12 protein-coding genes and 1 tRNA gene are annotated in these 13,499 nt (G+C 38.8%); 2 read left to right on the top strand and 11 right to left on the bottom strand.

The genetic code is table 11. The features are described from left to right. Positions 1-137 precede the first annotated feature (137 nt). Positions 138-1,178 carry an IS481 family transposase gene (locus MMP72_RS07725; protein ID WP_241316062.1) on the bottom strand — a complete coding sequence of 347 codons (1,041 nt, stop codon included), beginning with the start codon at positions 1,176-1,178 and terminating at the stop codon, positions 138-140. A 156-nt stretch (positions 1,179-1,334) separates the two neighbouring features. Continuing rightward, positions 1,335-3,101: an alkaline phosphatase D family protein gene (locus MMP72_RS07720; RefSeq protein ID WP_241316060.1), complete on the bottom strand. Its 1,767-nt coding sequence runs from the start codon at positions 3,099-3,101 to the stop codon at positions 1,335-1,337. Positions 3,102-3,314: 213 nt separating this feature from the next. Here MMP72_RS07720 and MMP72_RS07715 point away from each other — a divergent pair. After that, positions 3,315-3,400 (top strand) — tRNA-Leu (locus MMP72_RS07715). A 233-nt stretch (positions 3,401-3,633) separates the two neighbouring features. On the opposite strand, the gene MMP72_RS07710 is transcribed toward MMP72_RS07715, so the two are convergent. From MMP72_RS07710 to MMP72_RS07695, 4 genes are all read right to left on the bottom strand, one after another. Further along, positions 3,634-4,035 (bottom strand): hypothetical protein, encoded by a 402-nt coding sequence (locus MMP72_RS07710; protein ID WP_241316058.1) that lies wholly within the window; start codon positions 4,033-4,035, stop codon positions 3,634-3,636. 269 nt (positions 4,036-4,304) lie between these two features. After that, positions 4,305-4,646: an FKBP-type peptidyl-prolyl cis-trans isomerase gene (locus tag MMP72_RS07705; protein ID WP_121929474.1), complete on the bottom strand. Its 342-nt coding sequence runs from the start codon at positions 4,644-4,646 to the stop codon at positions 4,305-4,307. Between the two features lie 89 nt (positions 4,647-4,735). After that, on the bottom strand, positions 4,736-5,266 hold the full coding sequence (locus tag MMP72_RS07700) for a YaeQ family protein (protein WP_241316056.1): 531 nt from the start codon (positions 5,264-5,266) through the stop codon (positions 4,736-4,738). Between the two features lie 68 nt (positions 5,267-5,334). After that, positions 5,335-6,342, bottom strand: a complete 1,008-nt coding sequence (locus MMP72_RS07695) for a GTP-binding protein (RefSeq protein ID WP_241316054.1) — start codon at positions 6,340-6,342, stop codon at positions 5,335-5,337. A 480-nt stretch (positions 6,343-6,822) separates the two neighbouring features. Between MMP72_RS07695 and MMP72_RS07690 the strand changes: the two genes are divergently transcribed. After that, the gene (locus MMP72_RS07690) at positions 6,823-7,011 is read left to right on the top strand and encodes a hypothetical protein (RefSeq protein ID WP_241316052.1); all 189 of its coding nucleotides are present in this window, start codon (positions 6,823-6,825) and stop codon (positions 7,009-7,011) included. Between the two features lie 119 nt (positions 7,012-7,130). On the opposite strand, the gene MMP72_RS07685 is transcribed toward MMP72_RS07690, so the two are convergent. The 5 genes from MMP72_RS07685 to astE form a co-directional block, all read right to left on the bottom strand. Further along, entirely contained in the window at positions 7,131-7,649 is a 519-nt protein-coding gene (locus MMP72_RS07685; RefSeq protein WP_241316050.1) for an acyl-CoA thioesterase, read from the bottom strand. Between the two features lie 218 nt (positions 7,650-7,867). Continuing rightward, complete coding sequence (locus tag MMP72_RS07680; protein WP_241316048.1) at positions 7,868-8,491, bottom strand: MarC family protein; 624 nt, start codon at positions 8,489-8,491, stop codon at positions 7,868-7,870. 424 nt (positions 8,492-8,915) lie between these two features. Continuing rightward, positions 8,916-10,616: an NAD-dependent malic enzyme gene (locus tag MMP72_RS07675; RefSeq protein ID WP_241316046.1), complete on the bottom strand. Its 1,701-nt coding sequence runs from the start codon at positions 10,614-10,616 to the stop codon at positions 8,916-8,918. Between the two features lie 220 nt (positions 10,617-10,836). After that, positions 10,837-12,321 carry an amino acid permease gene (locus tag MMP72_RS07670; RefSeq protein WP_241316044.1) on the bottom strand — a complete coding sequence of 495 codons (1,485 nt, stop codon included), beginning with the start codon at positions 12,319-12,321 and terminating at the stop codon, positions 10,837-10,839. 179 nt (positions 12,322-12,500) lie between these two features. Then, positions 12,501-13,475, bottom strand: coding sequence for a succinylglutamate desuccinylase (astE, locus tag MMP72_RS07665; protein WP_241316043.1), 975 nt, complete (start codon positions 13,473-13,475; stop codon positions 12,501-12,503). Between the last annotated feature and the right edge of the window lie 24 nt (positions 13,476-13,499).

The following is a 13,499-nucleotide window of genomic DNA, read 5'->3' as shown; positions in this document are numbered from 1 at the left end:
TGCCAACATTGTTTCATCTTTCATGGTAAACACCTTGTTGACCCCAACAGTGTTGGGGATAATTTAAGCATTTACACAGGTTTATTTACACCCTCACCTGATCTGACAGTTACCGATATTTGCTTAAGACTGTCAGGTTAAATTTGAGCTAAATTCTTTTCAGCCCAAATACGTTTTCCATCAAGTAGTGTTGCAAATGGTGTTCTGCCATTGCACACCTTGCCCTGATGGGTTCGTTCAGTATTATAGAATTTCAGCCAACCGTCTAGATCAAGCTGTAACTCTTCTAATGAGCTATAAAGTTTCTTTCGAAAAGTAATCTGATAAAACTCCTGCAAGATCGTCTTATGGAAGCGCTCGCAGATCCCATTTGTTTGTGGTGAGGCTGCTTTCGTTTTAGTGTGATCAATATCATTCAGCGCTAAATAAAGCTCATAATCATGATGTTCAACTTTACCGCAATATTCTGTACCCCTGTCAGTCAGAATGCGAAGCATTGGCAATACTTGGGACTCATAGAATGGCAACACTCGGTCATTCAATAAATCTGCGGCTGTGATTGGCGTCTTGGTTGTGTATAGCTTACAGTGAACCACTTTGCTATAGGTATCAATAAAAGTTTGCTGATAAATACGACCAACGCCTTTTAGATTTCCGACATAAAAAGTATCTTGCGCTCCAAGGTATCCTGGATGATGCGTTTCAATTTCACCACAAGCAACATCATCTTCATGTTTACGTTCTAATGCAGCAATCTGCTGATCATTCAACTGAATGCCTTCTTGAGCAACTTTCATTTCAAGTGCCTTTAATCGCTTTTTGAAATTCTCAAGATTGTGTCTAAGCCAGATAGAGCGTACACCGCTGCCAGATACGAAGATGCCAATCTGACGTAGCTCATTACTGGTCCTATGCTGACCATAAGCTGGATATTGGATTGCAAAATCAACAACAGCTTTTTCAGTTTGCTCATCCACTCGGTTTTTTAAATTTGGGGTTCTGCGACTCTGGTTGATGAGTGCATCCATATTGCCTGTACTGGCAAGTTCTTGATAGCGATAGAAGGTATCTCTAGATACTCCCATGACTTTACAAGCTTTGGATACGTTCTGGAGTTCTTCTGCTAAATTCAGCAGACCGACTTTGTGTTTGATGATTTGATTGTTAGTATGCAACATGAGAAGTTACCTTTATTGATTGAGATTCGACACCTTTAATCAAAATCGGTAACTTCTTCTTTTTCAAGCTCTGTGTCAGATTAAGTCTGAACTAATACATTTTAGAAGTTGGCTTTTTAAATGAAATATTGTCAATCTATTTTAGGATGAGACAACTTATGCCACTTGCTGTGCTGTTTTCACTGGCAACAAATCCACATCTAAACTCAACTGATATCCTCTCGTTTGATCAATTTCATATTCAGAATTTTTGATCGAATCTACATAAATCCATTGTGATTGCACTTGCGCTTCATCCAATTGAACCAGCAAATAGCCTCGTTGATTCAAATTACAGTAGTCCAATTCATCAATCAAAGTTGTAAATGCAAATTCAAATTGTTGCAATTGTGCTGTTGGAATATCGAGATACTTTTCTAAACCTGGTGACGACACCGAGCTGGTTGCAAGCTCCACGCCAACAAACGCACCATCTTTACTATATAAATTAGAAGACCACGCATTATGGGTATCCCCTGCGAGTACCACGACCTTTTTCTTTAATTGCGCCAACGTAGCATACAAAATTTCACGTTCCGCAAAATAACCATCCCAAGCATCCAAATTATAAGGCGCCACAGTGAGCACTCGTGCTTTTTCTTGCTCAGTGAGAGTTGGATCACCTTGTTTAAGTCGCATTTTCAATGTGACTAATTCAGTAATCTGGGCAGTCATTTGATTTAAGGTTTCTGCACTCGGGTTACCTGAAGTGATTTCTGCTAAAGAGAGTAATAATTCTGCTGGAATTAGCATTTTGGTCATTAAAATTTGTTGACCTAATACGTTCCATGTTGCGGTGGATTGTTGTAATTTCCCTATTAGCCATTCACGTTGGGTATAGCCCATCAAAGTACGATCTTCATTATGCCAGTCTGCCATAAAACGTTGACCATCCAGACCCGTCGCAGTCATATAATCAGCATAATCGAGTTGTTTATCTCTAGCAATAATACGAGTATCCAGCATGGTAAGTTGCACAAGATCACCAAAATCAAATTGGCGATAAATCTTCAGATGTGGATTTTCTTTCTCAAGTGGACGAATTGGCATCCATTCAAAATAAGCTTGTAAAGCAGCAAATTTACGATCTAAAAAACTGCCTTCATTTTCCTGATGATTTTCTGCCCCATCTAGCCATGTATCATTGGCTAACTCATGGTCATCCCAAATCACAATAAATGGATGACGTTGATGCACGATTTGTAGGTCTGGATCTGTACGATATAGCGCATAACGCTTGCGATAATCATCTAATTTGATAATTTCGGTATTATTGTCATCGGCTAATAGTCGCCCTAGTTCTTCCGCATCTTCTGCTGCATAACCATCAGCACCATATTCATAAATATAGTCGCCCAAATGAATCACGACATCGACATTTTGCTTCGCAATTTCTCGATAGACATAGAAATGACCAGCAGGATAGTTTGAGCAAGAACATACTGCAAAACTGACTTTTGACGTACTGGTCGGTAGCGTTTTAGTTTGTCCTACAGGAGATTCTTTATCGCCAAAAATAAATCGATAAAAGTAGTGCTGATCTGGTGTTAAACCAGTCGCATCCACTTTAACCGTAAAATCCTGTGATGCTAATGTCATCACCTTATCTGTCTTAATGATCTGTTTAAATTGATCATCCAAAGCAATTTCCCAAGTCACTTGCAAACGTGCATTTAGGTCATTGGGACTAAGACGCGTCCATAGAATCACACGATCTTGTAGTGGATCACCACTGGCCACCCCATGATCGAAATTGACCGTTAATGTCGATGTTTCTTTATCTGAACTGTTGTTACACCCCGTAAAACCAGCGGATAAAGACAAAGCCCCAAAACCAAATAAACTCTTTTGAATCAGTTCCCGTCGTGAAATTTTTGCTGTCATTTGATGGCTACCTTTAACTTTTATCACTATAAATAACTGATTCACGTTAATTGATTTAGATGAAGCTTTGATCTCAGTTTGATGAAATAATCATGAAAAGAGCGCTTCAATGCTTATTTTTTATGAGATAAACACATGAATTGACTGAAAAGAAAGCAAATAATCCGTTTCACTCTTGCCAAGTTTTAAAGTGTCCTCTATTATTGCGCACATGCCCGAGTGGTGAAATCGGTAGACACAGGGGATTTAAAATCCCCCGCCCACAAAGCGTGCCAGTTCGAGTCTGGCCTCGGGCACCATTTTTCAGCTAATGAAATTTGGTGCTAAAAATTCCAGCGTAAGCTGGTTTTTTTATGCCTATGATTTTTAGTTTTCGCAATCGAGAACTTTAAAGACGATCAATAATCGATACAGATGTGATGATTTAGCTTTTAAGTCGCTCCTAAAAATTAAGCTCCACTTAACAAAAAATCCCCCTTAATCAAAAGAGGGATTCAAAATTGTGAATATTTGAAAATTGGTATGACTGAAATCAGTATTCAATTGCTTGAAAGTTTGGATTCTCATTCAATTGCTGTAAATAATAACGTTCTTTTTGATAAAAATATTTACACAAACGATTGACCCATTCACCACGGCGGAAAGTCAGTATTCTTTTATGTACACCATCATATTCCAATAAAACCACATTACGCTCATTTTCTGATGCCGCCAAGCGAGTAATCTTATAATTATGAGGTGCATGTTGATGGGCAGGTAGCAAGGCTCTGACGATCTCAACCTTATAGTCACCGTCCACCCAGTAATGTCTCTCCGTCAAGGCTTGTTCATTGACCCAAAAGCCAGTTGCTGCACCATCATGTGTATCAATCAGGAAAAAATGGTCTAACTCTTTCAATAACTCTGACGCAGTGATATCTAAATAATCATTCATACACGACCTCTACTCACTCAATTTTTTATTTCGGAAATTGTTATTTGAATAAAAATTGCTCTTTTATCTCAAAGATATAGAGGAAAATATAGAGAATCAATCATTATTTCCCAGACTGTTATAAAAATCAGATAAAAGAAAGTCATTTAAAATCAGCCCATTAAGAACGTATTTTTAAAATTGAGTATTATTTTTATATATTATTGATTTTAAAGTGATTTAGCTAAAACCTAGCTAAATCACAGTATTGATGATGTATACAACTTTTGTTATTCGTCGCGTGTTTTCACATCAAAAAGTTCAATTTCAAAGGTCAGATTTGAATTTGCAGGAATAATTTTGCCCATCTTACGTTCACCATAAGCCAAGTGTGCAGGTACGATGAGTTTACGTTTTCCACCCACACGCATCCCCATAATGCCTTGATCCCAACCTTTGATCACGCGTCCTGTACCAATCACAGTTTCAAAGTAATTACCGCGATCAAGTGAAGAATCAAACTGAGTTCCATCTTCTAACCAACCAGTATAATGTGTAGTGATTAAAGCACCTTTCACCGCTTCTTTACCTTCACCTACTTTTAAATCAATAATCTGTAACTCTGCGCTCATTTATTTCTCTCCAAACTCCGCTCAATTCAGGTCATATTTAACTTCGACTGCAATGTTATTCATTGATATGAATATTCAACAGACTCTAATTATTGCAATTGTTGCCACTGAATGTCGATCTGCCCTTTGTCACTCAACAAAGTCCATTCACCATCCATGATATTTAATTGCAATTGCATGGTACGTTCACATAATTGCTCAATGGCTTGAGTGGTTTGAGGAGAAAGCTGCCAAACCTCAACATTATTCAGTGTTTTAATTTTAGTACTTTTCTGCCACCAATCATTGGCTTGCGCACCATAGGTCACCACTGCAACATGTTTACATCGTACACTGGCCTTTTTCACTTTATCTTCAGATGGGCAACCCACCTCAATCCATTTTTCTAACAAGCCCGTCAAGTCTTTTTGCCATAAAGCAGGTTCATCCGTTTCAAATAAATCTTTAGTGAAATCTAAGTGTTCATCTGCATAACGTGCATAAGCCAAAATACGCACCATTAACCGTTCAATCGTTTCGGATGGATGTTGAGCAAGTGTTAGCTGATAATCCGCATAAATATGCTCGTCCATATTGGCAATATTCAGGTCTGCCTTATATATTGTTGCTTTTAACGCCATTGCATCATGTCCTCAAATTTGGCGCTAAGCATACTCTATTTTTGCTAAAAAATGATGTGATTTGTGAATCAACTGGCCTCATCCATACGACATGTCAAGAGTTGTGTTTCAAACGCCAACCAGTCATGTTGAGACGACTGACAAATGACTTCTATCCGATTATCAATACTTGCGTCTACGGACTTATAATTAAATTGTTGTGGATTGAAGTTAAAACTTTTCCAACCCTGATCGGTATTAAATATTCCTTTAATCCGAACCCAATCTTGCTGTGTGCATAATAAATCCAATAAATCATAGAATTTAAACTGCCATCTTTTGGGTAATTTCCAACCTGCAACCGTATACCCTTGAGCCGTTTCTACATAATGATAAGGCAGTTGTTTAATTTCCTGTAAAACTGCCCCACGCTCTAGTTGGTTCTGCAAACGGAGTAAAGGTTGGATTTTTCGTTGCAAAGGTTGTTGAATAAAATCGAGCTGAGCAAGTGAAACGTGTCCATTTTCCGCCTCAATCCAATGCTGTATATAAGTTGAATATTCTTGCTTTAATGCCAAATACGCCTGTTGATCGGCATCAGTCATCGCATCCGCATGTGACAATACAACAATTTGCGCTGCTTTAAGCTGATCAGTATATAGATTTTGTTGTACCCAAGCTTCGTCATGCAAACGACTGCCATCAATCACAATCACCAGTGCTCGCATCTCCAAACTACTTTGCCAATGTGGTTCAGTCAGTTGCTCTAAAAGCTGAGCTGGATGCCCTAACCCTGTCGGTTCTATAAATAGTCGATCAGGTTTGCTTTCACTTAATAACCTAGCCAATGCAATGTGCATTGGCAATTGGCTACTACAACATAAGCATCCACCCAATAACTCTTTGACGGCATAGCCCTGTTGTTGAGTAATCAGTTGCTGGTCAACTCCAATTTGTCCAAACTCATTCATTAGAACAGCCCAAACTTCATGCTCAGGCTTTTGTGTCAATAAATGCTGTAAGAGTGTGGTCTTACCAGCACCTAAAAAACCAGAAATAATATGCGTTGGAACCACTTTGGAGGCAATGAATTTCACAATATCTCTTAAAGCAAAAGATTCATTGTAACGACAAAAAATTTACCCAAACAGCGAATTTATTATCTTTCATCCATTAAATCTAATAAAATACCAATAAGAACCTATTTTCACCAAAAATGAGATATACATCACAAACACAATCAGAAAATTTCACTTTATCTAAATCTTAAATGGAATATCCAATTACCAACATTTCTTAGATTGCTTATATATGTTATAAACATGTAATTTACAGGGTTATTTTTTAGCCAAAAAAACATATTTCCATACATTTTTTCCTAATCAAAACAGCCTCTTGGTTACAAAAAACCAACCAGATAAACATAAATAATTCAAATTGTTAAGATTGGCGTAATAGATTGTTAAGAACATTGCCGTAAATAGATTTGGCACATAGCATGAAGCACATGCCTAGATTTGTGGCTTATCTACAAATTAGGTAGTTTTTCAATGAAACTGAAATTAAGGATGCCTACAATGAATCTTATCAAAACACTTCTTGCTACGACACTTACACTTGCTGCTGCGACTACATTTGCTGCAACTGCTGATGAAGTGCAAACTGAAGCTCAGACTGAAGACAGAGTTGTTGTTTCTACTCAAGAACAACCAGCGACTGATGCTCCAAGCGAAGCTGCTCCAGCATCAGAACCAGTAGCTAACTAAGACTGAGTCTAAAGGCCAATTCGTCCTTTAGTCCCATTTGTAATGATTTAACAATATTTCATGACAAGTGAAAAAAGATCGAACCATGCTGCGGTTCGATCTTTTTTTATTTAGATCAACTATGTTGTCGAGGATTTAAATACGCTACACGAGGGTTGATGAACTTCTTGTAGGCGCATTTCTTTACGTTGTTCCGCTGCTTCGAAACGACAACGCTTCCAATCCGTATCTAATTTTAAAGGAGGGACTTGTTTCGGTTGACGTTGTTCATCCACTGCCACCATAGTGAAATAGCAGGTATTGGTATGTCTAATCGTACGATTTTGAATATGTTGTGCTTCGACACGAATACCGATTTCCATCGAAGTACGCCCCACATGATTGACACTCGCCAAGAATGTCACCAATTCACCAACATAAATTGGCTCTTTAAAATTAACTTTATCAACAGATAATGTCACCACATAACTGCCAGAATAACGACTGGCACACGCATAAGCGACTTGGTCAAGCAGTTTTAAAATCGCGCCGCCATGCACGTTACCAGAAAAATTTGCCATATCTGGTGTCATCAAAACCGACATTGTAAGCTCTGATTGATCATCAGGCGTGTGGTTGAATTGATCTAACGGATACATGGGGAGAACTCATAAAGAATGCAAGATTATTATCGTTCATTCAGAATCGTAAAAATATGGATAAATCGATAAAATATCATCAATTATTTTTATAATACTGCTATTGTTCCATTCAAAATAGTGACAACAAAGACATTTTCATGAGATCTTATCGTCGTAACAAGATGCTCTCACTCAATAAAAATATCTTTGTTTTAAAATATTATTTTTATCAAGCGTCAACTGAGATTCGATGAATGTATCAATCCAATGACACCATTGACGATCATATCTACAGCGATGGTTCCAATGAGCAATGCAGATAAACGCCCAACGATATCAAAATAACGGTCAATATATTTTGCATGTTTATAACGTAAGTGATCATGCCCATATTTCATCAGAATCAAAATACTACAGGTCAAAAATAACGTGACAGCAATCACAGCGACTGCTGCTGTAAAGGGTAAGGTCACGCCTGTGACCACTGCTGCACTAATGGTTCCTGGTCCAATCATAAAGGGCATGGCAATGGTTCCAGCTAAGTGCTCGGGTGCACCACGCATTTCGCCAATGGTATCAGCCCCTTGGAACACATAACGATAGCCAATCACCAAGAAAATCAACCCACCAAAAATTTGAAAAGACTCAAAACGGACATTCAAATATCGGCTAAAAATATTCTCACCACCCCATGCGAATAAGATAAACACAATAAAGGCAATCAAACTCCCTTGAATCAGTGCTTTATTAAAGACCTTTACTTCTGAATTACGTATGATCCCCACCATATAAACACTCATAAGGAAAGGGTTTAACAATGAGAAAAACAGTGCAAATGCATGAATATAAGAAGAAAACATAAAACACTCTTAGCCTTACAATGTGAATATTTTACAGAATAATGGAAACAAGATGAGATTAGTGATTCAAGGTTTTCTTACAGCTCGTGCTGACATTTTTGAATTAATCATCTTTTACTAAATTGAAAGTCCCAGCAACGCCCAATAAACGCATAAGCAAACTTGCTGTTTGATTATTTGATTCTTTCATAACAATCCCCCCCATCTTATAAAAAATTAAATAATTGTTATAATTTTCACATATACGCTAAATTTTTAATTTGTGTCACATGTATATGAGTAGTATGGGAAATGTAAAAAACACTTAAATTCACATCTGGCAGGATTCCCTGCTATTAGGGTTCTCTAAAGAAAATGAATTACTCAAAGCATTTTCATTTCATTAGAGAACCACTTATCCAAACATTAGCTGCTTGGAGTTAAACTAAAAAGTCACACGACAATACTGACGATACGCTGGTGTCCAGAAATTATCATCAATCACGGTTTTAAGCAGATCATTACTCATCGGCATCGCTAAGCCATCTGCCATCGCTGCTTTCGCAACTTTAAAGGCAATAAACTTAGAAACCTGTTGAATATCATTGATATTCGGTAATAAATCCGCTGTGGCATTTTTCAAGCGTGGTGAGCAATCAGCCAAAGCCGTACTTGCTGCCATCAGCATTGAATCACTGATATGTGTAGCCCCACACGCAATCACACCCAAGCCAATACCGGGGAAAATATAAGAGTTATTGCACTGCGCAATCGAATACGCTTTGCCTTGGAAAAATACAGGGGCAAAAGGACTACCTGTCGCAACAATCGCTGCGCCCTGTGTCCATTCAATAATATCCTTAGGCTGAGCTTCGACTTGGGAAGTTGGATTTGATAATGGTAAAACAATCGGATGCTTATAATATTTGGCTAAAGTCTTGATCACTTCTTCACTAAATAATCCAGCTTGCCCTGACACCCCAATCAAAATACTTGGTTTGGCATTTTGCACAACATCTAACAAGGCAATATTTTCCCCCTGTCCTTCCCAAGAGCGAATCGCAGCAACTGGCGTTGCCAATTTTCGTTGGAAGTCCAACAGGTTTTCTTGTTGATCGGTCATTAAGCCAAAGCGATCCACCATAAAGATACGTGAACGTGCCTCATGGTCACTCAAGCCTTCATCAATCATTTGTCTTACGATATGTTCAGCGATACCACAGCCAGCCGACCCTGCCCCTACAAAGGTAATGGTCTGATCTTTGAGTTGCTTGCCTTGTGCTCGTGATGCTGCAATTAAAGTCGCGACTGTAACGGCTGCTGTGCCTTGAATATCATCATTAAAGCAACAAATTTTATCTCGATATTGCGTGAGTAATGGCATGGCATTATGTTGCGCAAAATCTTCAAATTGGATCAATACATCTGGCCAACGCTGGCGAATCGCGGTAATAATCTGTTCAACAAATTGATAATATTCTTCGCCTGTGATCCGTGGCTGTTTCCATCCCATATAGATTGGATCATTGAGTAGTTGTTGATTATTGGTACCTACATCAATGGTGATCGGTAATGTATAAGCAGGGCTAATACCGCCACATGCGGTATATAAGGATAATTTACCAATTGGAATCCCCATACCACCAATGCCTTGATCGCCTAGACCCAAAATACGCTCACCATCTGTAATCACGATTACTTTGACGTTTTTCTTATTCACATTGTGAATAATTTGGTCGATATAGTTTCGCTCACCATAAGAAATAAAGATGCCGCGATGACGACGATAAATGTCTGAAAAACGCTGACAAGCCTCTCCTACGGTAGGTGTATAAATAATCGGCAGCATTTCATCTAGGTGCTGACTCAATAAACTATAGAACAGGGTTTCATTGGTGTCTTGAATATTTCGCAAATAAATATGCTTATTCATGTCACTCCCAAAAGAAAGATATTGCTGATAAGAACGTTGTGTTTGTTCTTCAATATTTTCGATATTGTTGGGTATGAGACCGTGCAGATTAAATCTTGCTCGTTCTTCCTCAGAAAAAGCAGATCCTTTATTTAACAAAGGTAATTCTAAAAGTGCGTTTCCAGCATAAGGGATATATAAAGGTTTTTTGGTTTTAATTTGGTTCACTGTCATACCGCGCTCTTTAACCTATCCGTCAAATATAAAATTTTCTTCGCTCAAGCTCATATCTAATTGAACTTTGGCATAGTGAATAATTTACACCAATAGCGACCTAAAACTGTATTTATCTGGTTATATGTAAAGCCATAAGATATTTAGAAGCTAAATGGTTGATCACTCAGGCAAGCATAAACCAATCCGTCTATCATGATTGGTTTATGCTAGATTTAAATCACTCATTCTTATAAAAAAGATAGTAACTCGCATAACATGCAATAATAAATAAGATACAGCAGACAAAGCCCACTTGCATTGAAGGATCGGTCACCATGCTGATACAAGTGATGGTACAAAACACACCACCTAAAATTGGCGTCAATGGAAATAACGGCGCTGCAAACTTAAGATCTTTTACCGTATTACCTGATTTGATCCATTGTCGACGGAAATTAAATTGGCTAATACAAATCGTAATCCACACCACAACCATGGTAAATGCCGCCACACCTAATAGGTTTTTAAAAATCGTTTCAGGTGCAAAATGTTCGGATAATAGTCCCGGAATTGCGCCAAACATCGTCACCACGATAGCAACAATCGGTGTACCCGAAGCCGTTAATGTAGAAAATACTTTCGGCAATTGTTTTTTAATAGAGAGTGACCACATCATCCGAGAGGCCGCAAATAAACCTGAGTTCGCTGCTGAAAGTAAGGCTGTAATGATCACAAAACGGATAATATCTTCTGCGTACGGAATCCCAATATAATTAAACACAGTCACAAATGGGCTATTACTAATACCATTTGAATTCAGACCTGCCATTTCAAATGGAAGTAATGCACAAATCACCACAATGGTACCCACAAAGAAAATGAGTAAGCGCCAAATGGCTGCATTAATGGCTTTGGGTACAGTTTTTGCGGGATTTTCTGCTTCACCCGCTGCAACGCCGATCAGCTCAGTACCAGAGAATGCAAAATTTACAATCAGCATAGTGGCAAAAATTGGGAAAATCCCTTGTGGAAACCAGCCGTGCTCAGTTAGCTTGCTGAATAATGGTGCTGATTCATGTCCTTGATAAGGGATGAAGCCAAAGATAGTGACTAAACCCAAAGCGATAAAACAGATAATCGCAACGACCTTGACCAACGACAGCCAGAACTCAGATTCAGCAAACAGCCGCGTTGAACTAATATTTAGTGTAAAGACTAAACCCGCAAATAAAAGTGTCCATGTCCACATCGAAACCGAAGGAAACCATTCCTGCATTAACAATGCAGCCGCAGTAAACTCCGTGCCCAATGTCGCTGTCCATGTTAACCAATATAACCACGTTACCATGTAGCCTGTACCAGGCCCAATATAGGTTCTCGCATATTCACCAAAAGAACCTGAAACAGGCATATGTACCGCTAACTCACCGAGGCACAGCATCACCATATATGCAATCACACCACCCAGTAAGTAAGCTAAAATAGCGCCTATTGGACCTGCCTGAGAAATCACATCTCCCGAACCTAAAAATAACCCTGTGCCAATCGCACCACCCAATGAAAGCATGACCAAATGACGTTTGGTCATGGCACGTTTTAAGGGTTGACCGACCACGATTTCTGCTGAAGAAATATTTGATGGGTTGGATGTGTCTTGCTGGGGCGCATACTGCCCGCCCAAGACATCTCCCGATAGAAATGTCTTTTCATTATTGTTACTCATACATGATCACTCCAACGATATTCTTATGACAACCTGTCCTTGCGGTTTCAATTTCATACACTTTTTATATCCGACGGATATTTTGTTTTCTGCGTTTTATTTTTTACTGAATATCCATATTCAAACTCCATATTTTTCCTAGCTTTGTTAGCATCCAAGCTATTTCTAAGGCTTAAATCCTATTCAATTTCTTTTAAAATCAATCCTGCCCGAAGCCCTATTTTCACCTTTGGATTTGGAAACAAAATCCAAACCTGTTGCTCGTGCACGACCTCATTTCCCGACTGTTGCGTTGCAATCAGCTCACCTTTCTGAAAGCTAGAAAAGTTTGGCGCATCGGCACTTAATCTCAGTTGAAAATCTTCACTTTGTTTTAAGATGGAGTCCACCACCTTAAATTGGCGAATATTTGGCTTTTGTCTCGAAGGTAATGCTTGACCTGAAAGCACCGCACGTAACACCCGATCAATCGCAGCAAATTCTGATAAATCATTTGCACCAAATGGCTTTGCCTTACCTAACTCCAAAGTACTGCTCGCTGCGTGGAAAGACTCGGCAGTAAAATGAGTAAAGGTTTTTCCAACAGCATTGTGATAGACCAAAGCATCCAGATCAGCCGCATTTAGACTTCGGATCAGGAAGTCATCATAAGCGTTCGTTTGATAGGGAAATAAGGCGAAAACAGGCAATAAAGAGGCACGAATTGCAGTATGCAAATCATAATGATATCGCTGAGCATCCACATGACTGTGTTGAAAAAACTGTGCAGTTACTTGCTCTAATTGAGCAGCTCGATGTGTTTCTTGATCTTGTACGAGATGCTGATAGCCGCCACAAAACATGCGATTCATATCATTTTCTAGATAGCGAACACCTTGTCGAATCGCTTCAGGATTGCCCAAAACAAACAGTATCCGAACGGTTAAAGTTAAACGTTGTGCAAATAAATCTTGAATAATATTTGCCAATAACTCAATTGGTGCAGTTTCATTGCCATGAATACCAGCAGAAAGGACGATGCTTTTTCTATAGGCGGTTTTTGGTGTGCATTGCAATAACCCTTCACCAAGCCATTGCCATGTAAAACCTGCAACCGCACCCTGCGTTTGCTCAGGTGTCTGCTGCGCTAAGGTCAGTGTTAATAGATCAAGCATGTACCTTTATCCTTAAAAGTCATT

The sequence above is a fragment of the Acinetobacter sp. NIPH 2699 genome (genome assembly GCF_022549355.1).
In the GTDB taxonomy this organism is placed as follows: Bacteria; Pseudomonadota; Gammaproteobacteria; order Pseudomonadales; family Moraxellaceae; genus Acinetobacter.
Note: the sequence above shows the minus strand (reverse complement) of the source record. Positions and strands in the feature narration are given on the sequence as shown.

What these genes read in the sequence shown, in the direction of transcription:
- MMP72_RS07690 (WP_241316052.1), top strand. Translation starts at nt 6,823, where the DNA reads ATGAATCTTATCAAAACACTTCTTGCTACGACACTTACACTTGCTGCT.
- MMP72_RS07720 (WP_241316060.1), bottom strand. Translation starts at nt 3,101, where the DNA reads ATGACAGCAAAAATTTCACGACGGGAACTGATTCAAAAGAGTTTATTT.
- MMP72_RS07725 (WP_241316062.1), bottom strand. Translation starts at nt 1,178, where the DNA reads ATGTTGCATACTAACAATCAAATCATCAAACACAAAGTCGGTCTGCTG.
- MMP72_RS07700 (WP_241316056.1), bottom strand. Translation starts at nt 5,266, where the DNA reads ATGGCGTTAAAAGCAACAATATATAAGGCAGACCTGAATATTGCCAAT.
- MMP72_RS07685 (WP_241316050.1), bottom strand. Translation starts at nt 7,649, where the DNA reads ATGTATCCGTTAGATCAATTCAACCACACGCCTGATGATCAATCAGAG.
- MMP72_RS07670 (WP_241316044.1), bottom strand. Translation starts at nt 12,321, where the DNA reads ATGAGTAACAATAATGAAAAGACATTTCTATCGGGAGATGTCTTGGGC.
- MMP72_RS07705 (WP_121929474.1), bottom strand. Translation starts at nt 4,646, where the DNA reads ATGAGCGCAGAGTTACAGATTATTGATTTAAAAGTAGGTGAAGGTAAA.
- astE (WP_241316043.1), bottom strand. Translation starts at nt 13,475, where the DNA reads ATGCTTGATCTATTAACACTGACCTTAGCGCAGCAGACACCTGAGCAA.
- MMP72_RS07675 (WP_241316046.1), bottom strand. Translation starts at nt 10,616, where the DNA reads ATGACAGTGAACCAAATTAAAACCAAAAAACCTTTATATATCCCTTAT.
- MMP72_RS07680 (WP_241316048.1), bottom strand. Translation starts at nt 8,491, where the DNA reads ATGTTTTCTTCTTATATTCATGCATTTGCACTGTTTTTCTCATTGTTA.
- MMP72_RS07710 (WP_241316058.1), bottom strand. Translation starts at nt 4,035, where the DNA reads ATGAATGATTATTTAGATATCACTGCGTCAGAGTTATTGAAAGAGTTA.